This is a genomic window from Halopenitus malekzadehii (genome assembly GCF_900108505.1).
GTDB classification, from domain to species: Archaea; Halobacteriota; Halobacteria; order Halobacteriales; family Haloferacaceae; genus Halopenitus; species Halopenitus malekzadehii.
This window is the reverse complement of sequence record NZ_FNWU01000019.1, coordinates 1-24,992: the sequence shown is the minus strand read 5'-3', so window position 1 is coordinate 24,992 and position 24,992 is coordinate 1. Positions and strand designations below refer to the sequence as shown.

General features: G+C 66.1%; 19 protein-coding genes, 2 tRNA genes and 2 rRNA genes. 12 read left to right on the top strand and 11 right to left on the bottom strand.

Annotated elements, in window-relative coordinates:
- Both BLW38_RS14170 and BLW38_RS14165 read right to left on the bottom strand, forming a co-directional pair.
- The coding region (locus BLW38_RS14170; RefSeq protein WP_394327088.1) for a helix-turn-helix domain-containing protein at window positions 1-330 on the bottom strand (330 nt) is incomplete at its 3' end.
- An 897-nt stretch (window positions 331-1,227) separates the two neighbouring features.
- Complete coding sequence (locus tag BLW38_RS14165; RefSeq protein ID WP_092817851.1) at window positions 1,228-1,629, bottom strand: SHOCT domain-containing protein; 402 nt, start codon at window positions 1,627-1,629, stop codon at window positions 1,228-1,230.
- Between the two features lie 284 nt (window positions 1,630-1,913).
- Here BLW38_RS14165 and BLW38_RS14160 point away from each other — a divergent pair, with 284 nt between their 5' ends.
- From BLW38_RS14160 to BLW38_RS14140, 5 genes are all read left to right on the top strand, one after another.
- Window positions 1,914-2,477: a ribbon-helix-helix protein, CopG family gene (locus BLW38_RS14160; RefSeq protein WP_092817850.1), complete on the top strand. Its 564-nt coding sequence runs from the start codon at window positions 1,914-1,916 to the stop codon at window positions 2,475-2,477.
- Between the two features lie 527 nt (window positions 2,478-3,004).
- Window positions 3,005-4,213 carry an Nramp family divalent metal transporter gene (locus tag BLW38_RS14155; RefSeq protein ID WP_092817849.1) on the top strand — a complete coding sequence of 403 codons (1,209 nt, stop codon included), beginning with the start codon at window positions 3,005-3,007 and terminating at the stop codon, window positions 4,211-4,213.
- On the top strand, window positions 4,214-6,286 hold the full coding sequence (locus tag BLW38_RS14150) for a hydantoinase/oxoprolinase family protein (RefSeq protein ID WP_092817848.1): 2,073 nt from the start codon (window positions 4,214-4,216) through the stop codon (window positions 6,284-6,286). It begins immediately after the preceding gene.
- On the top strand, window positions 6,283-8,055 hold the full coding sequence (locus tag BLW38_RS14145; protein ID WP_092817847.1) for a hydantoinase B/oxoprolinase family protein: 1,773 nt from the start codon (window positions 6,283-6,285) through the stop codon (window positions 8,053-8,055). Before BLW38_RS14150 ends, BLW38_RS14145 begins: the two co-directional genes overlap by 4 nt.
- Window positions 8,052-8,753 (top strand): maleate cis-trans isomerase family protein, encoded by a 702-nt coding sequence (locus tag BLW38_RS14140; RefSeq protein ID WP_092817846.1) that lies wholly within the window; start codon window positions 8,052-8,054, stop codon window positions 8,751-8,753. Before BLW38_RS14145 ends, BLW38_RS14140 begins: the two co-directional genes overlap by 4 nt.
- Window positions 8,754-8,766: 13 nt before the next feature.
- On the opposite strand, the gene BLW38_RS14135 is transcribed toward BLW38_RS14140, so the two are convergent.
- On the bottom strand, window positions 8,767-9,954 hold the full coding sequence (locus BLW38_RS14135; protein ID WP_245710244.1) for a putative sulfate/molybdate transporter: 1,188 nt from the start codon (window positions 9,952-9,954) through the stop codon (window positions 8,767-8,769).
- A 228-nt stretch (window positions 9,955-10,182) separates the two neighbouring features.
- On the opposite strand from BLW38_RS14135, the gene BLW38_RS14130 reads away from it, so the two are divergent.
- The 3 genes from BLW38_RS14130 (at window position 10,183) to BLW38_RS14120 (ending at window position 12,580) form a co-directional block, all read left to right on the top strand.
- The gene (locus tag BLW38_RS14130; protein WP_092817844.1) at window positions 10,183-10,548 is read left to right on the top strand and encodes a hypothetical protein; all 366 of its coding nucleotides are present in this window, start codon (window positions 10,183-10,185) and stop codon (window positions 10,546-10,548) included.
- A 109-nt stretch (window positions 10,549-10,657) separates the two neighbouring features.
- Window positions 10,658-11,719, top strand: coding sequence for a beta-ribofuranosylaminobenzene 5'-phosphate synthase family protein (locus BLW38_RS14125; RefSeq protein ID WP_092817843.1), 1,062 nt, complete (start codon window positions 10,658-10,660; stop codon window positions 11,717-11,719).
- Window positions 11,720-11,743: 24 nt separating this feature from the next.
- A complete protein-coding gene (locus tag BLW38_RS14120; protein WP_092817842.1) occupies window positions 11,744-12,580 on the top strand; it encodes an RAD55 family ATPase in 837 nt (278 codons plus the stop codon).
- Between the two features lie 77 nt (window positions 12,581-12,657).
- On the opposite strand, the gene uvrB is transcribed toward BLW38_RS14120, so the two are convergent.
- From uvrB to BLW38_RS14105, 3 genes are all read right to left on the bottom strand, one after another.
- The gene (gene uvrB / locus BLW38_RS14115; protein ID WP_092817841.1) at window positions 12,658-14,718 is read right to left on the bottom strand and encodes an excinuclease ABC subunit UvrB; all 2,061 of its coding nucleotides are present in this window, start codon (window positions 14,716-14,718) and stop codon (window positions 12,658-12,660) included.
- A gap of 70 nt (window positions 14,719-14,788) precedes the next feature.
- A complete protein-coding gene (locus BLW38_RS14110; protein WP_092817840.1) occupies window positions 14,789-16,306 on the bottom strand; it encodes a DUF402 domain-containing protein in 1,518 nt (505 codons plus the stop codon).
- Window positions 16,307-16,308: 2 nt separating this feature from the next.
- Window positions 16,309-16,683, bottom strand: coding sequence for a DUF7532 family protein (locus BLW38_RS14105; RefSeq protein WP_092817839.1), 375 nt, complete (start codon window positions 16,681-16,683; stop codon window positions 16,309-16,311).
- Between the two features lie 141 nt (window positions 16,684-16,824).
- Between BLW38_RS14105 and BLW38_RS14100 the strand changes: the two genes are divergently transcribed.
- The 3 genes from BLW38_RS14100 to BLW38_RS14090 all read left to right on the top strand — a co-directional run bounded on the left by BLW38_RS14100 (window position 16,825) and on the right by BLW38_RS14090 (window position 19,116).
- Entirely contained in the window at window positions 16,825-17,826 is a 1,002-nt protein-coding gene (locus BLW38_RS14100) for a PrsW family intramembrane metalloprotease (RefSeq protein WP_092817838.1), read from the top strand.
- A 78-nt stretch (window positions 17,827-17,904) separates the two neighbouring features.
- Entirely contained in the window at window positions 17,905-18,324 is a 420-nt protein-coding gene (locus BLW38_RS14095) for an HIT family protein (RefSeq protein ID WP_092817837.1), read from the top strand.
- Window positions 18,325-18,390: 66 nt separating this feature from the next.
- Window positions 18,391-19,116: a hypothetical protein gene (locus BLW38_RS14090; protein ID WP_092817836.1), complete on the top strand. Its 726-nt coding sequence runs from the start codon at window positions 18,391-18,393 to the stop codon at window positions 19,114-19,116.
- A gap of 37 nt (window positions 19,117-19,153) precedes the next feature.
- On the opposite strand, the gene BLW38_RS14085 is transcribed toward BLW38_RS14090, so the two are convergent.
- Complete coding sequence (locus BLW38_RS14085; RefSeq protein WP_092817835.1) at window positions 19,154-20,053, bottom strand: transcription initiation factor IIB; 900 nt, start codon at window positions 20,051-20,053, stop codon at window positions 19,154-19,156.
- Between the two features lie 196 nt (window positions 20,054-20,249).
- Between BLW38_RS14085 and BLW38_RS14080 the strand changes: the two genes are divergently transcribed.
- Window positions 20,250-20,750, top strand: coding sequence for a DUF7858 family protein (locus tag BLW38_RS14080; protein ID WP_092817834.1), 501 nt, complete (start codon window positions 20,250-20,252; stop codon window positions 20,748-20,750).
- Between the two features lie 215 nt (window positions 20,751-20,965).
- On the opposite strand, the gene BLW38_RS14075 is transcribed toward BLW38_RS14080, so the two are convergent.
- From BLW38_RS14075 to BLW38_RS14060, 4 genes are all read right to left on the bottom strand, one after another.
- A tRNA-Cys gene (locus BLW38_RS14075) sits at window positions 20,966-21,041 on the bottom strand.
- A 336-nt stretch (window positions 21,042-21,377) separates the two neighbouring features.
- A 5S ribosomal RNA gene (gene rrf / locus BLW38_RS14070) occupies window positions 21,378-21,499 on the bottom strand.
- 142 nt (window positions 21,500-21,641) lie between these two features.
- A 23S ribosomal RNA gene (locus BLW38_RS14065) occupies window positions 21,642-24,557 on the bottom strand.
- A 210-nt stretch (window positions 24,558-24,767) separates the two neighbouring features.
- Window positions 24,768-24,839, bottom strand: a tRNA-Ala gene (locus tag BLW38_RS14060).
- Window positions 24,840-24,992 lie beyond the last annotated feature (153 nt).

Sequence of the window (24,992 nt, the reverse complement as noted above, 5' to 3'; positions counted from 1 at the left end):
GCTTCGATAATCGGTGGGTGCTTGCCGTTTGAGCCGACCAACGTTGTATCCCTTCTCTTTCTTCTTGCGAAGGTTCGAGAGGTTCCGATAGAAGCGTGCGACGGTGGCTTGGGCGGCCTTTGAGTGTAGTTTACTGAAGACGGGCCACTTTCGCTTCCAGTCGGGAAGTTTGTTGTTCTGGTCGTACTCACTCGGCTTATTGTCTTCCGGGGCTTGTTCGTAGTCCCAGCGGACGTGGTTGTAGAGCTGGCGATGAACATCCAGATGGTGTTCCAGTCCAGCCGCTACCTCTTGTGTCGGGTAAGCGTGGTAGCGGTGACTGTGTTCCATCGCTGTCTATTGATTAGTGATGTGTTCATTTAGTGGTTTGTATCACGAGTTGTCGGCTTCATCCCCGAGGCCAAGCCTCGGGGTATTCGCCTTGTCCGCCGATAAATATCACGATTAGGATTGGTAAGTAGAAAAGGGTTACAGACATAGGATAGTTATTCTCGAAATGGTTTGATTATATATTGTTTTCGTTATGTTTCGATAATACAGCGGACGGAAGGGAGACATAGTCCGTTTCAACGACATTTGAACACATTCATATAAGTTATTTATGAATAAGTCATTCTAATATTTTAATTTATATGTTATACATTTACTACGGTGTAGTTTCCGTGCCGTTCATATCCGCGATCGCTGCCGCGTCGGTGGTAAGCCGTAGAGTCGATTAGCGTCGGCGAGAAACGGCACTCCATCGTGTCGATTTTTACGACGTTACCGGAAGTAACTCATCCGTACGAAACCCGTTTTAAACGCTCTAAGCGGAGATTGGTGGTTTCTGAGGACGTCGGTACAGCATACTGCTGATCGGTGAACCGGATCACGCACTCGGCAACTGCAGTCTGATCCGAACCGGGATCGAATTACGTCGTCGATCAGCGTTCCGTACCGGATCAGGAACGACCTAGCAACGTCGCTATCTGCCAAATGTATCAAAATTCAATACCATATATAAGAGATATAAGTATGCAGCACAGGTCCGAAAACCGATCCGGTACTCGATCGGGATCGTCAGTTGCTGGGTCACGAGACCCGCCTCGATCGAGTCGCATCGACCCGACGGAACTCACGGAGTCGACGGGACGCGGCAAAGGACGGGGCGAGACGGAACGAGACCGATCGACGCGACGTCGGCATCGATCTCGACGGCGACGTCGACGATCGACCCTCCGGCGGCGTTCACCCGTCTCGCGACTCCGAATCGCGGTCGAGCGCGGCGCGTCGCTGCTCGTATTCGTCGTCGGTCAGATCGCCGCGGGCGTACGCGAGCCGGAGTTCCTCGATCGCCCGGTCCGAGTCGTCGTCGCGTCCCGCGGTCGTCCGGTAGACGAGGTACCCGCCGCCGACGAGCACGGCGAGGAACAGGAGCTGCATCGCGACGCCGACGAGGACCGTCCACCCCGCCGACGTTCCGTCACCCCACATCCCGCCGCCCCACATTCCGCCACCCCACATCCCGCCCATCATCGACCCGAAACCCATCATCCCGAACCCCATGAGGAATACCGGAGCGATCAGGACCACGCCGATGAGTATGAGCACGAGCGGTACAAGTGGTGTGTCGTCGGTGGTGTTGGTCATCTTTGGATCCTCCCGGAGTACAGATGGAGATACGGTGTCGAGGTTCAATGTGGTTTCGGCTTTGAATCGTGTCTGAGCGGTGTGTTTAGCGTTTGATACTGAATTGTAATCGGCGATCGATGGCGGGTTGTAAACCGCGTTCGATGGTCGGCGCCCGCCATACCGACGTCGAGGGTCGTAGACCGATCGGCGATCCGTCCGATCAACGTTCTCCGCTCGATCGACGCCGTTCGACGGATCAGCCACCGCCACGAGGTTAAGTCCATCCGGCGATGAGGGACCGTATGCCAAGCGATCGAGTCACGGTCTCCCTCGACGACGACACCAGGGAGACGTTGCAACGGTTACACGACCAAAGCGACGAGAGCCGAAGCGAACTGATCCGGCAGGCGATCGCGTTCTACGCGGCGAACTTCGATTCGGCGACCGCAAGCGACAGCGACCACCTCCAGACGTACTACGAGATGCTGTCGACGGGCGAGCACGTGCTCTTGGACATCGATCTCCTGCATGCGCTGTTGGGCCGGATCGACGACCCCGAAACTCGGGACGACGAGTTCCTCGACACGATCGACCAGGTGGCCGACTACCACGCACAGGAGTACGCCGACCGGTTCGACTCGCTCGGGGACGTCCTCGAGTGGCTGTCGCTGTGCGGATTTCTGACGGTCAGACGGGCCGAAGCGGGGAGCTACCACGTCGTGTTTCCCTCCGAACAGCTGCGGTGGTTCATGGTCCGGTTCATTCGGGGAAGCGTCGCGGACCTTCCGTTCGAGATCGAGATCGAGGAGAGCGTCTCGAAGGTGCTGTTGACCGAGCAGGAGGAGGGAACACCACGGGACGAGTAACCGACCCCACCCTACTTCGCTCGGCCTTGCGGCCTCGCTCGTTGAGGGTGGGGCTTTGATGTGGTTTTCGCCCTCAGTTGGCGCGACGGGGCGTCTTGTGCGCCCCGCCTACCGGACGCCCTTCGGGGTCGACAAACCCACCATTCAGGGCCGGGCTACTGCGGCCCGTACTGCGCGCCGCTTGTGGACGCACAGCACTAACTGGCAATAAGATATGGTGGTAACATAGTGGTTGCGAACGTTCGTGTCGGCTTCCTCTCCGGCCTACTCGCGTCGTGCTTCCGACTGAGCGTCGGAACCCCTCGCTCCTTGAGGCCGGAGGCTCCGCCTCGAAAACTGCGGACGGGGATCGACCCGGAGAGTCGGACCGAACTCGCCCCGACGACGACACGGATCATACGTGAACATATCTGACGCGGTGGCTGATCCGTATCCACATACGACTGATGATCCGCGTACACAGGGCTCTTAACAGTGTTTATGCCCGTTCGTTGGAATCGTGTCACTGGATGTCAAAACGATCATTGATGAACGTTGTACGTCGTCTCAAAGCCGTCGGCCCGGGAGCGATGGTCGCCGCCGCGTTCATCGGCCCGGGGACGGTCACGACCGCAAGCGTCACCGGCGCCGAGTTCGGCTACGCGCTCCTGTGGACGATCGCCTTCTCGATCGGTGCGACGATCGTGTTACAGGAGATGAGCGCACGGCTCGGCCTCGTCTCGGGTGAGGGCCTCGGCGAAGCGCTGCGGGAACGCTTCGACACCCGGATCGTCGAGTTCGTGAGCATCGTCCTCGTCGTGGGGGCGATCGGCGTCGGGACCGCCGCCTACGAGGCCGGAAACATCCTCGGCGGGGCGGCGGGACTCGCGACGATCACGGGGATCGACGCGACCGTCTGGGGCGTCCTGATGGGGGGCGTCGCCGGCGGCCTCCTGTATACGGGGCGGTACAAGCTGATCGAGCGGGCGCTCGTCGGCCTCGTGGTCGTGATGGCCCTCTCGTTCGTCGCGTCGGCGATCCTGATCGGCCCCGACCCGGCCGCGATCGCGGCCGGATTCGTCCCCGGAATCCCGTCCGGGTCGCTGTACCTCATCACCGGCCTCATCGGAACGACGATCGTGGGCTACAACCTGTTCCTGCACGCGAGCAACGTCCAGGAACGGTGGGATGGAGCCGCCGATATCGGTCGCTCACGCGTCGACACGGTCCTCTCGATCGCCGTCGGGGGCGTCATCACGATCACGATCATGGTGACCGCGGCGGCGGCGTTCGAGCCGGGGACGCAGATAAGCGACGTCGGCCGAATGGCTGAACAGCTCCGGCCGCTCGCGGGCCCGTACGCGAAGCTGTTCTTCAGCATCGGGCTGTTCGCCGCCGGGTTCACGAGCGCGACGACGGCGCCGCTTGCGGGTGCGTGGGCGACCACCGGCGCGCTCGGCTGGGACTCGGATATGCAAAGCACGCGGTTCCGTGCCGTCTGGGGGACGATCCTCGGCGTCGGCGTCCTCTCGGTGCTGCTGGGGGGAAGTCCCGTCGAGATCATCGTGTTCGCGCAGGTGGTCAACGGGATCCTGCTGCCGATCGTCGCGGTCTTCCTGATCTACGCGATGAACCAGGAGGACCTCCTGGGCGAGTACACCAACGGGCCGATAGCGAACGTGCTCGGCGCGATCGTGACGATCATCGTCGTCTGGCTCGGCGTCCGAACGCTGCTCGACGTCACGGGGGTGCTGTAGATGGCGGACCGGCGGATCGGCGTCGACGTCGGCGGCACGTTCACCGACGTGGTGCTCTCGCTCGAGGACGAGCTCGTCACGGCGAAGGTTCCGAGCACCGCCGACCAGAGCGAGGGCGTGATAACGGGCATCGAGAAGGCCTGCAGGGAGGCCGGGATCGCCCCCGAGACCGTCGACGAGTTCTCCCACGCGATGACCGTCTCGGTCAACGCGTTGCTCGAGGACGACGGCGCACAGACCGCGCTGGTGACGACGGACGGGTTCCGGGATGTCCTCGAGATCGGCCGGCAAGCGCGCCCGTCGCTGTACGACCTCGACGCGGAGAAGCCGACGCCGCTCGTGCCGAGACGCCGCCGGTTCGAGGTGTCCGAACGGGCGACGCCGAACGGGATCGAAGAGCCCGTCGACGACGACGAGGTGCGTGGGATCGCCGAATCGATCCGTGAGGCGGATGCCGAGTCGGTCGCCGTCTCGCTCGTGCACGCCTACGCACACCCCGAGAACGAAACGCGCGTCGCGGACGTGCTGCGATCGGAGCTCGACGTGCCCGTGTCGGCCTCACACGAGGTCCTCGCCGAGTTCCGCGAGTACGAGCGGACGTCGACGACCGCCGTCGACGCGTACGTGCGGCCGGCGATCGACCGCTACCTCAGCAGCCTGACCGAGCGGGCACGCGATCTCGGCGTTCCGCAACCGCGGATCATGCAGGCCAACGGCGGGATCACCGACGCCGAAACGGTCAGACGAAACGCCGTGACCACCGTTCTCTCGGGGCCGGCCGCCGGCGTCGTCGGGGCGAGTTCGATGGCGGCCGGCGACGACGGCAACGCTGCTGACGACACCGGCGGCGGCAACGCTACTGATGACGACGACGCTACCGCCACCGCCGCCGACGAACGGGACGGGCTGGTCACCTTCGACATGGGCGGCACCTCAAGCGACGTGAGCCTCGTTCGCGACGGCGCGGCCGAACGGACGACCGAGGCCGAGATCAACGACCGGCCGATCAGGACGCCGATGGTCGACGTCGAGACCGTGGGTGCCGGCGGCGGCTCGATCGCGTGGGTCGACGCCGGCGGCGCGCTCCGGATCGGGCCACGCTCCGCCGGGGCCGATCCCGGCCCCGCCTGTTACGGCAACGGCGGGACGGAACCGACCGTCACCGACGCGAACCTCGTGTTGGGCTACATCGGGTCCAGCACCAGCCTCGGCGGGGAGCTGTCGCTGGACGTGGCGGCCGCCCACGACGCCCTCGCGGGTCTCGCCGACGAGGCCGGCCTCGATAGTGCCCTGGCGGCCGCCCGCGGGGTGTACCGCGTCGCGAACGCGAACATGACCCGGGCGATCCGCTCCGTGACCGTCGAGCGGGGGTACGACCCGCGGCGGTTCGGCCTCGTCGCGTTCGGCGGCGCGGGGCCGATGCACGCCGTCTCGATCGCGGACGGCCTCGACATCGATCGGGTGATCGTCCCGCGTGCATCCGGCGTCCTCTCGGCGTACGGCCTGCTTGCGGCCGACGAGAAGCGCGACGCGGTCCGGACGTACCAACGCCCGCTCGAGGCGGTCGATCCGGACGACGTCGACGACGTCTACGCCGACCTCTCGGAAACGCTGCTCGAGGAGGTGAGCGACCGCGAGGCCGCGACCGTGCAGTGCGCCGCGGATCTCAGGTACGCCGGCCAGAGCTTCGAGCTTACCGTGGACATCGATCGGCCGTTCGACGCCGAGACCGCGGGCGAGCGGTTCGCGGCCGCCCACGAATCGGCGTACGGCTACCGGGTCGACGAGCCGGTCGAGCTGGTGAACTGTCGCGTGACGGCGACGATCCCTCGGAGCGCGCCGTCGATCGAACACGCCGGCGGCGGGGGCGAGCCCACGGAGACTCGCGAGGCGGTGTTCGACGACGGCACGTACGAGACGACCGTGTACGATCGGGACGCGCTGCCGACGGACGGCCGGATCGCCGGGGCGTCGATCATCGAAGGTGCCGAAAGCACCATCGTCATCCCGCCGGGATGGACCGTCGGTGTTCGCCCCGACGGCGCGCTGATCGCGGAGGTGAACGAACAATGAGCCCGACCAAGGAGACGAACGAAACATCGACCAAGGAGACGAACGGAACACCGACCGACGACGGAGCCGTGACGACGACCGACGCGGCGACGACGGAACGGAGCGCCGACATCGATCCGGTGACCCTGGAGATCCTCCGCAACCAGCTGGAGAGCGTCGCCACCGAGATGGGCCACGTACTCATCCGTGGGGCCTACTCCCCGAACATCAAGGAGCGGCAGGACTGCTCGACGGCGCTGTTCGACGACGCGGGTCGGCTGGTCGCACAGGCGGAACACATCCCGGTGCATCTCGGGGCGATGCCCGACGCGGTCGACGTCGTGCTCCAGCGGGACCCGAAGCCGGGCGACGTCTTCATCGTCAACGACCCCTTCGCCGGGGGAACCCACCTCCCCGACATCACGCTCGTCTCGACGATCGCGCCGAACGACGAGGTGATCGGCTTCGCGGTATCGCGTGCCCACCACGCCGACGTGGGCGGGAGCGCACCGGGCAGCATGCCTCCGGGGACACGGGAGATCTACGAGGAGGGGCTCCGGCTGCCCGCGGTTCGGCTCGTCGACGGCGGCGAGCCGAACGAGGCGGTCCACGAGCTGATCCGAGCCAACGTCCGGACGCCGGACGAGCGCGAGGCGGACCTCCGGGCGCAACGCGCCGCGAACGCGCGTGCGGAAGAACGGATCGGCGAGCTGCTCGACGAGCACGGGGAGACGCTGCTCGACGCCTTCGACGCGGTCATCGAGTACTCCCGCGAGCGTATCGAAGCGGCGCTCACGGACCTCCCGGACGGGACGTACCGGGCACGGGACGTTCTCGAAGGGGACGGCGTGACGGACGAGGACATCCCGATCGAGGTGGCCGTCACCATCGACGGCGCCTCGATCGACGTCGACTTCGCCGGCACCGCTGACCAGGTTGCGGGGAACCTGAACGCGCCGCAGTCGATCGCCAAAAGCGCGGTCTACTTCGTCGTCCGCGCGGTTACGGACCCAGACATCCCGCCCAATCACGGGTGTTACGAGCCGGTGAGCGTGTCCGTGCCCGACGGATCGGTGCTCGATCCCGACCCGCCGGCGGCGGTCGTCGGGGGCAACGTGGAGACGAGCCAGCGTGTCACGGACGTCACGCTTGCCGCCCTTGGCGAGGCGGTTCCGGACGTGGTTCCCGCCGGCAGTCAGGGAACGATGAACAACCTCATCATCGGCGACCGATCCGGGTCGTTCACCTACTACGAGACGATCGGCGGCGGCTTCGGCGCGCGTCCGAACACGGACGGAATGGACGGCGTGCAGGTGGGAATGACGAACACCCTCAACACGCCGGTCGAGTCGATGGAGACGGAGTATCCCCTCCGGGTCGAGCGGTACGGGTTGCGCCCCGGAAGCGGCGGTGACGGCCGGTACCGCGGCGGACTCGGCATCGAGCGAACCGTCACGGTCGAGACGGAGGCGACCGTGTCGCTGCTGACCGAACGCCGGCGGACGGCGCCCGCGGGGATCGACGGCGGCGAGGACGGCGCGACCGGGGAAAACCGCATCGACGGGGAGCCCGTTCCCGCGAAAGCCTCGGTCGACGTCGATGCCGGAACGACGGTCTCGATCCGAACGCCCGGCGGCGGCGGCCACGGCGATCCCGACGAGCGTGCGGCCACGGCGCGGGAACGCGATCGGCTTGATGAGAAGGTACGCGGTCGGCTGGACGAGCAGGTACGCGACCGGCGCGATGAGACGACGACCGATCGATCCGACGGGACGGTGGACGACCGATGACGCGCCTCGGCGTCGTCGTTCCCTCCTCGAACACGACCGTCGAGCCGGAGTTTCGGGCGGTGCTCCCGGACGACTGCACGGTCCACGCCGCACGGGTCCCGCTCGAGGACGTCACGGCCGACGAACTCGAGAAGATGGCCGACCACGCCGAACGCGCCGCATCGCTGCTCGCGGACGCGTCGGTTGACGGCGTCGCCTACGCCTGCACGACGGGAAGCCTCATCCACGGGTCCGGATTCGATACGCGACTCGAGTCCAGACTATCCGAGGCCGCCGGCGTCCCGGCGACCGCGACCGCCCGGTCCGTCGTCAGGGCGCTTGCGGCGCTCGAGGTCGACCGGGTCGCCGTCGCGACGCCTTATACCGCGACGCTGGACCGGATGGAGCGGGAGTTCCTGACCGACAACGGGATCGAGGTGGTCTCGATCGACGGCCGCGGGCTCGTCGAGAACACGGCGATCGGGGCGTTGGACCCCGCCGACGCCGAGGACCACGGCCGAGCGGTCCTGTCCGCCACACCGGATGCGGACGCGCTGTTCATATCGTGTACGAACTACCGATCCATCCCGGCGATGGCGTCGCTCGAGGCGGCGTTCGATCTGCCGGTCGTCTCGAGCAACGCGGCGACGATCTGGGACCTCTGTACCAGGGTCGGAGTCCGACCGGACCTGGACCTCCGACTGGCGGAGACCGGGTGATCGACGGTCGCGTTCACGCGTTGCCGTCGTCGACGTGATCGTCACCGTCGTCGCCGTCGTTGCCGTGACCGTCGTCGCCGTCGTTGCCGTGACCGTCGCCACCATCGTCACCACCGACGTCGCCGACGCGTTCGATCACGAGGTGGACGAGGACGCCCACGAGGAACGCGACGCCGAGGTTGACGACGAGTGCCGCGAGGCCGATCCCGACCGACAGCGCGAGGTTCGAGGACTGCCGAACGCTCCCGGCGAGCGACACCGAGACGACGGCGAGCAGGGTTCCGAGCAGCGCGAGCGGGAACGCGGCGAGCAGGCTCGCGGCCGCGAACGGTGCCGCGAGGAGGTAGCCGATCCCGAGGATCACGTTCGCGCCGCCGGTCCGGGCGCCAAAGGCGTGTTTGCCGGCCACGCCGTCACAGCCGTGACACATCGGGATCCCGCCGATCGGCACCGCGAGGAGGTTCATCACACCCATACTGGTCGAGAGGTCGTCCGGGGGAACCTCGGCGTCGAACCGGTCGGCGAACAGCAACGAGGTCGCGAGGGCGGCGTTGCCGACCGTCATCGCGAGCTGTGCGATCATCCCCTCGGCCGCCTCCCGCGTGGCTCCCGTCGCGAGTGCGGGCAGCGGCGGGGCGCCCGGCAGCGTCGGGGTCGGCACGCCCGCGGCCCACACCGCGGCGCCGACCCCCGCGAGGAGGACCGCGAGCGCGCTCGCGTTCCCGTACCCGACCGCGACCGCGACGACCGCGATCCCCAGGCCGGCGCCGGCGACGGCCGGATCCGCCACGGCGAGCCCGATCGCCGTCTCGAACAGGATCAGCCCGACCGCCAGCTGGACGCCGCGGACGACCGGCTCGCCGATCCATCGCTCGACGGCCGCGAGCGTTCCCGATCCCCCGATGACGAGGAGGACGACGCCGAGTACGAGTCCCGAGAGGGCCAACTCGGCGTAGCTCAACGTGCCGGCGACGCCGAGCGCGGCCAGCGCCTTCATCGGCTCGACGGAGACCGGCAGCCCGTAGACGACGCCCCAGACGACCTGGAAGACGCCGAACGCGAGGAGAACGTGCGGCAGGGAGACCTCGGTCACCACCGCGAGCGCGACGACGAGGGGGAGAACCGTAATCGAATCACCTATCGCACCCGTCAGCTCGTTCGCGGAGAACGAGAGCCGATGTCGGTCGCGATCGTGGAGTATATCGGCCACCAAACGGCTGTACACGCCAAATAGACTTGAACGTGTTCGGAAACCGTTCGGCGTCACGAACCAACGTGATGAAACCATTTCTGAATACACCCCACACACGTCACCCACCCAGCATCCACCCGACACGCACCCAGCATCCACCCGACACGCACCCAGTACCCACCCAGCAACCACCCGGCACGCACACGGCTTATCCCGGAGCCGACCGAACCTGCGGGTATGAGCGACGGGCGTGACGGAACCGACGCCGAAGCCGCCGACGGGGAGGAGTTCACGGCGGTGGTCCAGGCGGCGATCGCGGTCGCGGAGACGAACGACGGGATGGATCCGACGATCATCGAGGATGCGACCCGATACGCGCGCGAGGAGCGGGACACCGGTCGCGCGCGGTACCGGAGCCTGCTCGTCGACGTCGCCGGGATCGATCCCGCCGATCGGGCGAGCGGATCCATCGCGGACGACCGAACGGCCGACCGCAGCACGACCACACCGACGGATCGCCAGCGCGTCGCGTACGCGCGCCTCCGCGACCACGTCGATCGGAGACGGGGGCGCGAGGCGGACGTCGACGGCCTCTTCGAGTGAAGCTGCCCCGTATCCGGCGGGATCAACCGCCACCGTCACCGGTGACGACGGCGGCAAGCGCCGCCACGGATCGGGGGCTTATACCGTCGGCGGGCGAAGACGGGACCGAATGCCCCGCGTCAGCGTCGCCGCCGGTGCCCGGCTCCATTTCGGCTTTCAAAACCTGAGTCTCGCCCACGAACGACTCTATGGGGCGCTCGGCGTGGGGATCGACGACCCGGCAGTCGAAGTCATCGCCGAGCCGGCCGAAGACGTCTCGGTCGAGATGGACGGCCACGGCGCGGAACCCCGATCCCACGGTGTCGCGGACGCGCCCACGCCGGACACGCCGACTCCGGACGCGCTCGCGGACATCCGGCGGTACGCGAGCGACGCGTGTTCCCTGCTCGACGTCCCCGGCGTTTCGATCGACGTTCGGACGACGATCCCCCGACACGTCGGGCTCGGCAGCGGGACACAGCTCGCGCTGGCGACCGTGGCGGCGGTGGCCCGGTCGTACGACGGGGAGCCGGCGGTTCGCGACCACGCGCCGCGGCTCGGACGTGGCGGGCGGTCGGGCGTCGGCGTCGCGGCCTTCGAGGACGGCGGGTTCGTTCTCGACGTCGGCCACCCGACCTCACGGTTCACCACCCACCGCCCCGAGACCGGCGAGTGGACGGTGCCGGCGGTCGCCGCCAGACACCCGATCCCTGACGACTGGCGGTTCCTCCTGGTGCTCCCGGACGCCGAGCCTGGACGGAACGGCGACGACGAGGATCGGAGCATCCGGGCGGCGGTCGAGCGCGCGGACCCCGACGTCGCCGATCGGATCGCGGGGATCGTGACCCGGCGCGTGCTGCCGGCGATCGTCGAGGGACGGGTCGACGCCTTCGGCGAGGCAGTCGCCGACGTCGGGCGGCTCAACGGGGCGTGGTACGCCGACGAGCAGGGCGGGGTCTATCGTCCACCGGTCGGGGGAATCGTCGCGTCGCTGTCCGACGCGCCGGCGATCTACGGCGCGGGCCAGTCCTCGTGGGGGCCGGCGGTCTACGGCGTGACGGACGCGACACACGCGGCCGCGGCGCTCGAGGCGGGCGAGGCTGCACTCGAGGCGGCCGGCGTCGATGGCACGGTCCGGATCGTCGCGGGGCGCAACCAGGGCGCACGGATCGAAGCGCGGCGTAACCGATAAATCACGCGCGCGCACCTATCCGGTATGTCGAACGTTCCGTTCGGGGTCGCCCGGCTCGACTCGATCCTTGGCGGCGGCGCGCCGCCGGGGAGCGTCGTGTTGTTGTCGGGGGAATCCGGCGCGGGCGCCCGTGAGTTCCTGTACACGAGCGCGGCGATGAACGTGCTCGCGCGGGCCGACGAGGACCTCTTCGATCTGTACTACGGCGATTTGGAGGACTCCTCGGAGGTTCCCCCGGAGGTACACTACGTCTCGTTCACCTCCGGCGAGGGCGCGATCGAGCGGGAGCTCGGCTTCACGATGGCCGACGAGATCGCCGCGGCCGCGACGGACGGGATCCACTTTGCGGACCTGTCGACGCCGTATTTCCAGCTGAGTCCGATCCCGCGCGACTGGTACCACGGGGATCCCTCGACGATCACCGACCTCGGCCAGCGGGAACGCCACGGGGACGTCCTCTCCGAACTCGGGGAGTACCTCTCGGCACACGCCACGGGCAACCTCGTCGTGATCGACTCGGTCACCGACCTCGTCTCCACCATCTCCGAGGAGATGGGCTGGAACGACATCGCGATGGTGATGAAGGGGCTCAAGAAGGCGGCCCATCACTGGGGCGGACTGATCCTGCTGTTGGTCAACGAGGACACGCTCACCGACACCGAGCGCGGGATCCTGATGGACGCGGCCAGCGGGACGTTCCGGTTCACCTGGGAGACCGGCGGATCCCAACGCGCCCGGACGATGGTCGTCAAGGAGTTCCGCGGGGTCCTCTCGCGACTCGAAGAGGAGAACATCATTCGGTTCGAGACGGAGATCCACGAGGGTGGCTTCGACATCACCGACGTGCGAAAGATCCGGTAGTCGGATCCCCCTCGGAGCTCCCTCGAAGCCCCCGTTCGGATACCCCTCGAGTCGTCGCCACCCCGCGGTGAAGCGACCTAGAACTCCTCGACGGTCGGCTCCGGAACGGTCCCCTCCTCGCGTTCCGCGAGGTCGAAGGCGGACCGCAGCTCGGCGATCCGGTCGCGGATGTCGGCCGCCAGCTCGAACTCGAGGTTGCTGGCCGCCTCGTTCATCCGCTCCTCAAGCGCCTCGATCCGGTCGCGGGCCCCGTCCTCGGTCTCGACGTCGCCGACGGCGACGCCGCTCGTGTCCGTCTTCGAGCCGGGGAGGGAGGTCTCGCCGACGGGTTTGTCGATCGTCGTCGGCGTGTGGCCGTGTTCCTCGTTGAACTCGCGTTGGATCTCCCGGCGGCGGCGTGTCTCGTCGATGGCCGCCCGCATCGAGTCGGTGACCTCGTCGGCGTAGAGGACGACCTCGCCGTTGACGTTGCGGGCGGCCCGTCCCATCGTCTGGACGAGCGTCGTCGTCGAACGCAAGAAGCCCTCCTGGTCGGCGTCGAGGATCGCCACGAGGCTCACCTCGGGGATGTCCAGTCCCTCCCGAAGCAGATTGATGCCGACAAGGACGTCGATGTTCCCGAGCCGGAGGTCCCGGATGATCTCGTGGCGCTCGAGAGTGTCGGTCTCGTCGTGCATATACGCGACGTCGACGCCGGCCTCCTCGAGGTACTCCGTGAGGTCCTCGGCCATCCGTTTCGTCAGCGTCGTCACGAGGGTCCGCTCGCCGCGGTCGATGCGGTCGTCGATGCGGTCGAGCAGGTCGTCGACCTGCCCGGTCGCGTCGGCGATCTCGACGGCGGGATCGACGAGATAGGTCGGCCGGACGATCTGTTCGACCACCTGCGCGGAGTGCTCGCGCTCGTACTCGCCGGGCGTCGCGGAGACGTAGAGGGTTCTGTCGGTCTTCGCCTCGAACTCCTCGAAGGTGAGCGGCCGGTTGTCGTAGGCGGTCGGCAGCCGGAAGCCGTTCTCGACCAGCGAGTCCTTCCGGGACTTGTCGCCCTCGTACTGCCCTTTGATCTGCGGGATCGTCTGGTGGGACTCGTCGATGACCGTCAGGAAGTCGTCGGGGAAGTAATCGAGCAGGGTATAGGGCGGATCGCCGCGCTCGCGGTCGTCCATATGGACCGAGTAGTTCTCGATGCCCGAACAGTAGCCGGCCTCCCGCAGCATCTCGAGGTCGAATGTCGTCCGCTCGTCAATGCGCTGGGCGGCGACGAGGTCACCCTCGCGTTCGAACTGCCGGACGCGTTGATCCCGGAGCGTCTCGATCTCCCCGATCGCTTGCTGCAGCTTCGCCTCGGGGATCGAGTAGTGCTCCGCGGGGTGGACGAGCGTCGCGGGCTCCTCGGAGACGACCTCCCCCTGCATCGGGTCGACCTTCAGGATCCGGTCGATCTCGTCGCCCCACAGCTCGATCCGGAGCGCGTACCGGCCGTACATCGGGAACACCTCGATCGTGTCGCCCCGGACGCGGAAGGTGCCCTGCGTGAAGTCGACGTCGTTGCGGTCGTAGTTCCGGTCGACCAGCTCGGCGAGCAGGTCCTCGCGGCCGATCCGGTCGCCGACCGACAGCTCCAGGGCCATCTCGCGGTAGTTTCCGGGGTCGCCGAGGCCGTAGATGGCGGAGACCGAGGCGACCACGATGACGTCGTCTCTGGTCAAAAGCGACCGCGTCGCGGAGTGGCGCAGACGGTCGATCTCTTCGTTGATCGACATCTCCTTGTCGATGTAGGTGTCCGTCTGTTCGACGTACGCCTCCGGCTGGTAGTAGTTGTAGTAGGAGACGAAGTACTCGACCGCGTTGTCGGGAAATAGCTCGCGGAACTCCTCGTAGAGCTGTGCCGCGAGCGTCTTGTTGTGTGCCAACACCAGCGTCGGCCGGTTCAGCTCCTCGGCAACCCACGAGACCGTGTTCGTCTTGCCCGATCCGGTCACGCCGAGCAACGTCTGTTCGGTTGCGCCGTCCCGATAGCCCTCGACGAGCGCTTCGATGGCGTCGGGTTGGTCGCCGGCCGGCTCGAAGGGGGCATCGACACGCAGCGGCCGGTCGACGGTCGGGCGGTCCTCCGACAGCGGGGAGTCGGCGTCGCTCACACTCCTCGTTGGCTGCGCAGACACTTGAGCGGCGCGCCCGGTGCTCGTTACGAACGGGACCGCACTCGGGTCACAGCGCGTTCTCGATCGACGCCGCGACCGACCGCGCCCGCTCTGCGAGCGGCTCGAGGACGGTGCCCGCTTCGACGGCGTCGTCGAGCTCGTCGTCGTCGACGCGCGTGACGGTTCCATCGGCGTGTTTGATCACGTCGACGTGGAGGTCGACGTAGCGGACGGTCTCGGGGAATACCTCGACCGGCGTACAGACGTTGACGTACGTCCCTTTCACTTCGCCCGCGGCGTCGCGATAGGTGGTCGGGTACCACCAGCGACCCTCGGTGAACGTCGTCGTCGCGACGTCGCCCGACTCGCGAGGAATCTCGAGGGCGTCGTAGGTCCCCCCGGCGGTCATCGACCGCTCGACGGTGATCCGGCCCGCATCGGCATCGCGGTCGGTCACCTCGCCATCGCCCAGAACCACGAGATGTCCGGCGGGTTTACCGTGTGCGATCCGGACGGAGTCGCCGACGAGGGGGCCGAACGTTTCGGTGACGACGTCGAACGGAAACTCGCGGTGGAGCGTCTCGGGGGAACAGAACGCCTCGACGAAGTCGACGCCGGCGCGTGCCCCCTCCGATCCGGTCTTCACGCGATGGTGGCCGGGCATCGTCGTCGTCACCTCGCGACGCCGGTCGTCGAGGGCGAACCGCGACTCGCGGCCGAACCAAACCCAGGCGCCGGCGACCGGGGCCACGAGCGGGCGCGGGGCGGAGACGTCAGCCTCGCGAACCGCTGCAACCGCGTCGAGCCGATCGATCGCCCGCGAAAGGCCCGTCTCCAGGGCGTCCATCCCGGCATCGACCGCCGGGCGATGCCAGCGGATCCCCCACCCCTCCGGCGGCTCCAGCCCGAGGAGGTCGGCCATCCCGGCCAGCTCGCGCCCGGCCGCCTCATCGCGGGCGTCCACGCGCGTGCCTTCGCCGGGAACAAGCGAGGCGAGCGGCCCGGGAGCTCGGAGATTGACACCGAGTTCGGGCCGCCGGTCCGCCCAGGGCGGCGCGGGCTCACGAACCTGCACGCGCAGCGCGTCGCCGACCTCGATCCGGTCCGTCGTTTCGCCATACGGAAGGTACCCCTCGATCGCGCCACGACCCGCGACCGCGATACCCGACAGCGTGGAGGCCGTGATCCCCCAGGCATCGTCACTGCTGGCGAGCGCTTCGCGGACGGCGTCGGTTCCGTCGGCCAGCCGGACGACTGCGCCGCCGCCGAGTGTCTCCGTGACCTCGCCGTCGAAGACGGCCCCACGCGGGGCCGGATCGAGCCAGACAAGCGCGTCGACGCCGACCGCACGCAGTCGCTCCGTCAGGGTCGCGACCGCCTCGCCGTCGCCGTGGACGCCGACCCCCTGCCGGTCAGCGGTCGTTCGAACCGAGGCGTCGACGGGCGCCGGCCCCTCGACGTCGGGGAGTGAGTCGTCGGCGAAGCGCTCGCGGATCGGCTCGGACGCATCGACGACGTCGTGTCCGGCGTCGCCGACCATCGCCGTGAGCGCGGTCGCGTAGATCCCACGGACGCGAACGTGCATCCCTATAGCTCCTCGGCCGTCCGCGCGAAGCGGACGCGGTCGTGGACCGTCGGCCCCAGCGTCAGCTCGACGACGTCAGCCGAGAGCACGCGGCCGTCCTCCACGGAGACGCCCCAGGAATCAAACGAGAGATAACCCCGGAGATCGCCGCCGTGCGTGTACAGGTCGGCTCGAACGACGTCGTGTTCGGTCGGCCCGTCCGGGCCGTGGGCGGTCTCCATATCCGAGTAGAACGTCCCGCCATCGCCGAAGAACGACTCGATCGCCGCGGCGTCCTCCCGAACCAGCTCGGCGACGCGGTCGCTCGCCGCCCGGATGGCGTCCGTCTCGAGGCCGGCCTCGCGAAGCGCCTGCTGGGTGCGCTGATCGAAGTGCATACGCGCGATTGGGGCGGCGGGCTTTTGAAGCCTCGCGGTTCGTTGGTGACGGGACCCGCACCGCCGGAACCACTCCGAACGCGAAACCCCCGATTCGCCGGCGTGGCAAGGCCTTACTACCCCGCGGGTGATGTGGCATGTATGCCCGACCGTACGGATCCGATCGAGAGCGCGGACGACGCCGGACGGGACCTCTATGACGTCGCAACCTGGGAGCCACGGTCCCTCCTGGACCGCGCAGCGGTCGCCGGGTACTGGACGCTGACCGCGGGTACGAAGGCGTTCGTGATCGCGCTTGCGGTCGTCATCCTCCTGGGGATCGGTGCCCTCGGCGCGTTCGCCGACCCGGTGATACGGATCCTCACGGTGTTGTCCGTCCTCCCGGCCGCGGCGTTGGCCGGCTACGTCTGGGCGAGCGACGTGACCACGACCGAACCGCTCTCGTTGCTCGTCGGGACGTTCCTGCTTTCCGTGTTGACGGCGACGTTCGCGGCGGTTCTCAACTCCGCGGTCACGAGCGTGTTCGGCCCCTTCTCCGGGGTCGGATACGTGTTCTTCTTCTTCCTCGTCGTCGGCCCCGTCGAGGAGACCGTCAAGCTGCTCGCGGTGCGGCTGTACGCCTACACGGACTACCGGTTCGACGCGGTGATCGACGGGGCGGTCTACGGGGCGATCGCGGGACTGGGGTTCGCAACGATCGAGAACCTGCTGTACATCTCGCGGAACATCGACGCCGTCGAGATGGGCATCAGTCTCGCCATACTCGGCGCGGGTGACGGGATCGCGGCGGTTCGCGCCTTCGCCGGGCCGGGCCACGTCATCTACTCGGCGTTCGCCGGCTACTACCTCGGGCTCGCGAAGTTCAATCCCGAACACCGGGGGCCGCTGGTCCTAAAGGGGATCGTGCTCGCCGCCGTGATCCACGCGACGTACAACTCGACGGTCGGGATCGGCACCGGGCTGATCGGCGCGGTGACCGGATTGGGCTCGCTTCCGTCGATGATCGTGTACGTGCTCGTCTTCGACGGAATCTTCGGGTTCGTCCTCCTGCGGAAGATCTGGCGATATCGCGAGACCTACCGGACGGTGCACGCCGAGATCGACGAGGAAGCGGATCCCGAACTGACCGAGTTCGAGGAGTGACGGGACCAACGAGCTGACGACCGACGTCCCGGCCCGCCACGGGAAACCTTGATACTCGCGGCCCGCAAGCGATCGCGTATGTCCGACGACTGCATTTTCTGTTCGATCGTCGACGGCGAGATCCCGGCCCGAACCGTGACCGAAACGAACGACGTGATCGCGTTCCTCGACGCGAATCCGCTCGCGGTGGGACACACGCTCGTCATCCCGAAGGCCCACCACACACACCTCGGCGACCTCCCCGCGGACCTGTCCGCCGCCGTCTTCGAGGTCGTTTCCGATCTGACACCGCGCGTCCAGACCGCCGTCGAGGCGGACGCCGCCACCGTCGGAATCAACGACGGAGCCGCAGCCGGTCAGGAGGTCCCGCACGTGCACGTGCACATCGTGCCGCGGTTCGAGGGGGACGGCGGCGCGCCGATCCACGCCGTCGCCGGCGACCGGCCCGATCTCGACGACGAGGAACTCGACGGGATCGCCGAGGCGATCCGCGGATAGCGCCAGCGCGACTTATTTTACATATACATCCACCGAATTTAAGATGGTGACTGCCCGCAAGGACGTATGGATGGTTCAACGCTCGCGCTGGTCGGTGCCACCGGCGGCGCGGGAACGACACGGACTGCGGTGGAGATGGCTGCCGCCGGCGCGATCGATGACCGCGACGTCATCGTGATCGACGCCGCATACGCGACACAGGGACTCTCGGAGTACGTTTCCGGCCGGATAGATCCGGACGTTACGACGCTCGTCACCGACGGTCGAACTGACACCCCCGATCCGGCGGCCTACACGGTCGACGGCGACTGGGGCGGGCGTGTCCGACTCGTTCCGGCTTCCGCGCCGTTCGAACGGCTCGCGCGAGCGAAGACGGTCGATGCGGCACGCGGGCTCGTCTCGGTGATCAACGCGGCAAGCGAGACGGCCGACCACGTCATCGTCGACACGCCGCCGGTCGCCGCGAACCAGGCGGTCGCAGCCGTGACCGAAACCGATCGGATCGCCGCGGTGACCCCCGGAACCGTCCACGGTCGCGATGCCCTCGAACGGCTTCGTGGGCGGATACAGGACGTCGGCGAACGCGTCGAGACCACGATCGCGACCCGTGGCTCCCTGCCCGCTGCCGACGTCGACCTGCCGACGACCGAGGAGACGGCGACGACACACCCGACCGTCCGGCCGACCGGCGGTGCCTACGCCGAAGGGATCGCGACGGCACTGGAGGTCTGCTTCGAGACGACGCTTACCGCCGGGTTCGAGGGAGCAAACGTCCTCAATCGGTTCCGATAGCGACGACGAACGAGGGACCGACGAACGAGGGACCGACCTACTCGATCGCCGTCGCAAGCTGGTCGCGAAGATCGACGTAGGTCCCCCGAACGGTAACCGGCGTCACGTCCGCGACGTCGGCCGCCTCCCGCTGAGTGAGCCCCGAATCGTGTTCGCGGCTCGCGGTGTACAGGCAGGCGGCGGCGACGCCGCCGGGGTTCTTCCCGCCGATGAGCCCCGCCTCGAGGGCTGCGTCCGCGAGCTCACGCGCTCGTGATTCAACCGCGGTCGAGCACGAAAGCGTCGAGGCAAACCGGGGAAGGTACTCCGTCGGGTCGATCGCGCCGATCGGCAACCCGAGTTCGCGGTTCATCGCGTCGAAGGCGGCGGCGTGTTCGTCCGCCGTCGCCTTCGCCGCCGCACACACCTCCGGGACCGTTCGCGAAACGTTCGCCGCCCGGGTGGCCGCATAGACGCTCGCTGCGGCGAACCCCTCGATCGACCGGCCGCGAAGCAGGTCAGCATCCTGTGCGGATTCGAACAGGGTACACGCCTGGTCACGAATCCCGTCCGGAACCCCGAGCACGTCACAGAGCCGCCGGATTTCGGTGAACGCGTAGACACGGTTTCGGTCCCGCTTCGACCCGATCCGTGCCCGATTGTGGTGGGTCCGCAGCCGCGCGAATCGACGGCGTTTGCGCGCGGTCGCACGGGTTGGACGACCGATCTCCGTCGAGAGACCGCGATCGTGGCGTGCGCGCGTCCGCGGGGCGCCGGTCCGTTCCGGGTTCGTGTCGTCATCAGCGAAGGACCGCCACTCGGGTCCGTGATCGATGCGATCCTCGCCGACGACGAGCCCGCAGTCGGTACAGACGCGCTCGGTACCGTCCGGACGGACGCGACCGTCACACTCGGGACACCCGCTCTCACTCACCTGAGTAGACTGGGTCTGACTCATCACAACTGAACCTTGGGCCCGATACCTTACTTAAAGGAGGGTCGAATCGCCCGACACAGCGGATGATCAGCGGCAGGAACCGACCGGTAACCGGTTGGTTTCACCTCGGGGGAGACCGTGGCGGTTCGGAGTGAGTGATTATTATTCCATACTATAAATAAATACATTTAATACACTATGCGGGTGATAGAATCCCGTGACACTCTCGGAGATCGCAGCCGGCATCGAAGTGACGACCGAGCAGCGCGACCGCGGCGCTGCAGTCGTCGACGACACCGGAATCGATCTGCACGACCGGCTGCGATCCCACGCATCATCGCTGCCGTGTACGGCCGCCGCGGCCACAACCCTGATCGAAACGTACACCGCCGGCGCGAGCGTCGGCGACGCAGCACGCGAGGCAGCCGTCGCGCCAATGACCGCGGCCAAAACGCTCCATCGCTGTGGAGTTTCCGGCGTCTGTCCGCTTGCCCCCACCCGCCGCGGCATCGTCCGCGATTGGCTCGCGGGCCGGATCGGTAGACGTGACGCGATCGAGCTGACCGGCGGCGACGAGGCGGACTTCGCGCTCGCCGTGTACGTCGAGACGCACGATCCGATCGCCGACCTCGCGGACGCCGTCACGCGCGTCGACGACCACGCGATCGGCGTCGACACGCTCGGCGGCTCGCTCGAGACGCCCGACGAGTTGCGGTAGCGATCGATGCTGATCGTGGCGGGGTCTCCCCGACACACCCAGGACCGCGTGTCGATCGACGGTTCGATCACGCACCGACAGCCGTTCTCGCGACGCCGGAGTCGCGATCCTGAGTCCTCCGGTTGCGTCTCGGTATCGGGACGGCTGGTGCTCGAGCGTACCGCCGATCAGCAGTCGTTCGCAAGAATGAGTACGGCTGAACGGAGGACGGAACAAGCCAAGGGCCGGATTTGAACCGGCGTTGGGCGGCTCTGCAGGCCGCTGCGTCTGACCGAACTCTGCCACCTTGGCGCGTCCGGTCGTAGCCACGTCGCGCGCTTAAGCCTAGCGGTCGACGAGTCGCGACCGACGTCGGAGCCGCTCTGGTCCGCTTCGACGCGATCGACGACTCGATCGTAGTCACTCACCCGCATAGCGCTCCCGCTGTGCGCGCGGTCGTCGGGAGCCGTCGGCTCACTAACCACCCCCTCCCCAATTCTCCCGCCTCCCGACTGATCACACAGTCGTAACTCCCCAACAACCACACGACTCCTCCAAACACTCCTTACCGACCGCTAAAAAAAACCGACCCGCTCCCTCCATCCGAATACCGCCCTCAATATGAATGACTGAATATGAATATGAATGGGCAGGCGGCGAACCACCACTCCCAGAGGGTCTCCCACTCCAGTACTCGGTGATACGCGGGCAGGCTTCACTTCCGTGTTCGGAATGGGTACGGGTCTTTCACTGCCGCTCTGGCCGCCTTCATGCTGACTCCCGGACTCGAACCGGAACGACGCCGACGCGTCGACTCCCGTGTCAGTGGTCCGCCGCGCTCTCGCGAACGCGCCGACCGAATATACGTGCGATCCAAGTACCGCCTGAACTCAGCGCCCGACCGTGGACGCGTATGACTGTGGCTCGGTCTGTTAGTGCTCGTGGGCTTAACACCTCGTTGCCTTGGTGCGTACACCCCGAGTCTATCTACCTCCTCTTCTAGGAGGGACCTCTACGGTACCTCGTTTCCATGTGGGTTTCGAGCTTAGATGCGTTCAGCTCTTACCCCGTGTCGCGTGGCTACCCGGCATCTGCTCTCTCGAACAACCGGTACACCAGTGGCGACCAGTCGTAGTTCCTCTCGTACTATACGACCGTTCACGTCAGGTACCTCACACCCCCAATAGATAGCAGCCGACCTGTCTCACGACGGTCTAAACCCAGCTCACGACCTCCTTTAATAGGCGAACAACCTCACCCTTGCCCGCTTCTGCACGGGCAGGATGGAGGGAACCGACATCGAGGTAGCAAGCCACCCGGTCGATATGTGCTCTTGCGGGTGACGACTCTGTTATCCCTAAGGTAGCTTTTCTGTCATCTACGGGCCCCATTCCGGAGCCTCGTAGGTTCGCTAGACCACGCTTTCGCGTCAGCGTCACTCGTTGGGAATGACACTGTCAGACCTCCGTGTGCTCTTGCGCTCTTCCCCGGATTCCCGACCCGGGTGAGGAGATCTTCGGGCGCGCTCGATATCTTTTCGAGCGCGTACCGCCCCAGTCAAACTGCCCGGCTACCGGTGTCCTCCGCCAGGAGTGAGAGTCGCAGTCACTACCGGGTAGTATTTCAATGATGGCTGGGTGGCCCGCTAGCGCGGGTACCTCTGTAACGCCTCCTACCTATGCTGCACAGTAGCGACCACGTCTCAGCGACAGCCTGCAGTAAAGCTCTATAGGGTCTTCGCTTCCCCTTGGGGGTCTCCAGACTCCGCACTGGAACGTACAGTTCACCGGGTCCAACGTTGGGACAGTGGCGCTCTCGTTTATCCATTCATGCAAGCCGCTACTGAAGCGGCAAGGTACTACGCTACCTTAAGAGGGTCATAGTTACCCCCGCCGTTGACGGGTCCTTCGTCCTCTTGTACGAGGTGTTCAGATACCCGCACTGGGCAGGATTCAGTGACCGTACGAGTCCTTGCGGATTTGCGGTCACCTGTGTTGTTACTAGACAGTCGGAGCGCCCGAGTCACTGCGACCTGCTTTCTCCAAAGCAGGCATCCCTTCTTCCGAAGGTACGGGACTAACTTGCCGAATTCCCTAACGTCGGTTCTCCCGACAGGCCGTGGCTTTCGCTGCCAGAGCACCTGTGTCGGATCTCGGTACGAACATCACGCTCGTCTTTTCACGGACCCCGGATACCATCGAGTTTCCCTATCTCGGGCTTCGCTCGCTTCGTGCCGTGACGGCATCCACGAGCTTCTCCGATTTGACCGGGCGAAGGCCCGGCTCGATGTTTTCCGCGGTGTCGACTTTTACTGCGTGATGGCACTGGAATATTAACCAGTTTCCCGTTGTCCCCGTCGACTTACGGGGGGACTTAGGATCGGCTAACCCTCGGCTGATTGACAGTGCCGAGGAACCCTTGCTCATCAGGCCGTCGAGGTTCTCACCCGACTATCGCTGCTACTGTGACCAGGATTTTCGTTCCCGAACGGTCCACGCGAGTTCTCACCCGTGCTTCCATCCGAACGGGACGCCGACCTACGCGGTCACCCTCTTACGGGTGCGGCAGGGTCTCGGTGGTAGACTTGAGCCCCGATCATTTTGGGCGCCTCAAACCTCGGCCGGTAAGCTGTTACGCTTTTCTTAGCGGGTAGCTGCTTCTAAGCTCACCTCCCGGCTGTTTAGGGCTTGAGACCACCTTCCAATCGCACTTAGTCTACACTTTGGGACCTTAACCCCGCTCTGGGTTGTTCCCCTCACGGTGCACAGGCTTACCCCGCACACCGGACTCTCCAGGTCCACAGCGTATGCAGGTTCGGAGTTCGACAGGATGGCCGACTCCTCTCGGAGGCGGGTCATCCAATCGGTCGCTCTACCCCGCATACTACCTCGCTGAAGGTCATGCTTCGACATGTTTCGGTCGGAACCAGCTGTTGCCAGGCTCGATGGGCCTTTCACCCCTATACGCGAATCACGAGAGGGTATTGTAGGACACCAACTCTAACGGGCCTCCACGTGGCTTTCGCCACGCTTCACCCTGTTCGCGCATAGATCGCCTGGTTTCGGGTCGTATCCGGTTGGCTCCCCGCGCTTGCACACGGTGGCCCTCGCAATGCTGCGGCCGTATCGGTTTCCCTGCGCCTCCCTCGATACTCGAGTTAGACTCGCCAAATCGGATACACTCCCTGGGTCGTTTTTCAAAACGTACGACACGACGTCGGCTCTCTGTGGCTTCTACTGGACGCTCGCGCGTCGCTCGTTACCCACAGAGCCTTCTACGCCCTGTCGCTCTTTCGCCAACTGATTTCAGGCCCTATTGCACCGCCCTTCGTGGGGTGCTTTTCAGCGTTCGCTCACGCTACTTGTTCGCTATCGGTCTCGAGGAGTGTTTAGTCTTCCCAGGGGATGCCTGGGATCTTCACAGAGGATATCCGACCCCTGCTACTCTGGAGCTGACGCACGTCATACTGCCACTTCATACGGGGTTATCACCCTGTCTCACGCTCCGTTCCAGGAGACTTCTGAAGTGGGATCTGACGCTGAGTGTCAGTCCGAAACACCACATTGCCCTGACGGGCTTCGGTTTGGACTGTGTCGCGGTCACTCGCGGTTACTGACGACATCGCTATTGCGTTCTTTTCCGCCCCCTACTGAGATGTTTCAATTCGGGGGGTTCCCCATTGCGCGAAGCAATTGTTGTAGGGATTCCCATTCGGAGATCCTGAGTTCTTTGCCTCCGTGCGGCTCCCTCAGGCTTTTCGCAGCTTGGCACGTCCGTCGTCGGCTCTCGAGCCGAGCCATTCACCAGCTGGCACAGTAGCCAGTTGTTACTATACGTCCACGAACTCGTTCGCCGAGTTCAGTGGGCGTCTGGATCGCACGTATACACGGTCGTCATCGAATCACCCCGGGTGTGAACGGGCGTGTTCGTCGAACCCTTCCTACCCACGGTTTCCCGGGGTAGTGCATCGGTCGTTGCTTCACTCCCGGTTGCGACCGACCCCACTTAAGGGGACGGTTTTAAGCCGGGCGTGGTACATGGACCCGCTGGGATTCGAACCCAGGGCATCCTCCTTGCAAGGGAGGCACTCTCCCACTGAGCTACGGGCCCGCCCACCGTGCGGTGGGCGTGGTGTGTGTCTGTGTGAGCTCGATGGTCCATCGGTGTCCGGCCTGGCGGCGAGGCGGGCGCGGGATCTGCAATACGCTGCAATGAGTGGTGAGCTCGCCCGTGTGGGCGAGTCTCGGTCTGTAGGAGGTGATC

Excerpts from the sequence above, each read along its gene's own strand:
- BLW38_RS14165 (WP_092817851.1), bottom strand. The coding sequence starts at position 1,629 with ATGACCAACACCACCGACGACACACCACTTGTACCGCTCGTGCTCATA.
- BLW38_RS14160 (WP_092817850.1), top strand. The coding sequence starts at position 1,914 with ATGCCAAGCGATCGAGTCACGGTCTCCCTCGACGACGACACCAGGGAG.
- BLW38_RS14155 (WP_092817849.1), top strand. The coding sequence starts at position 3,005 with ATGAACGTTGTACGTCGTCTCAAAGCCGTCGGCCCGGGAGCGATGGTC.
- BLW38_RS14150 (WP_092817848.1), top strand. The coding sequence starts at position 4,214 with ATGGCGGACCGGCGGATCGGCGTCGACGTCGGCGGCACGTTCACCGAC.
- BLW38_RS14145 (WP_092817847.1), top strand. The coding sequence starts at position 6,283 with ATGAGCCCGACCAAGGAGACGAACGAAACATCGACCAAGGAGACGAAC.
- BLW38_RS14140 (WP_092817846.1), top strand. The coding sequence starts at position 8,052 with ATGACGCGCCTCGGCGTCGTCGTTCCCTCCTCGAACACGACCGTCGAG.
- BLW38_RS14130 (WP_092817844.1), top strand. The coding sequence starts at position 10,183 with ATGAGCGACGGGCGTGACGGAACCGACGCCGAAGCCGCCGACGGGGAG.
- BLW38_RS14125 (WP_092817843.1), top strand. The coding sequence starts at position 10,658 with ATGCCCCGCGTCAGCGTCGCCGCCGGTGCCCGGCTCCATTTCGGCTTT.
- BLW38_RS14120 (WP_092817842.1), top strand. The coding sequence starts at position 11,744 with ATGTCGAACGTTCCGTTCGGGGTCGCCCGGCTCGACTCGATCCTTGGC.
- BLW38_RS14110 (WP_092817840.1), bottom strand. The coding sequence starts at position 16,306 with ATGCACGTTCGCGTCCGTGGGATCTACGCGACCGCGCTCACGGCGATG.
- BLW38_RS14105 (WP_092817839.1), bottom strand. The coding sequence starts at position 16,683 with ATGCACTTCGATCAGCGCACCCAGCAGGCGCTTCGCGAGGCCGGCCTC.
- BLW38_RS14100 (WP_092817838.1), top strand. The coding sequence starts at position 16,825 with ATGCCCGACCGTACGGATCCGATCGAGAGCGCGGACGACGCCGGACGG.
- BLW38_RS14095 (WP_092817837.1), top strand. The coding sequence starts at position 17,905 with ATGTCCGACGACTGCATTTTCTGTTCGATCGTCGACGGCGAGATCCCG.
- BLW38_RS14090 (WP_092817836.1), top strand. The coding sequence starts at position 18,391 with ATGGATGGTTCAACGCTCGCGCTGGTCGGTGCCACCGGCGGCGCGGGA.
- BLW38_RS14085 (WP_092817835.1), bottom strand. The coding sequence starts at position 20,053 with ATGAGTCAGACCCAGTCTACTCAGGTGAGTGAGAGCGGGTGTCCCGAG.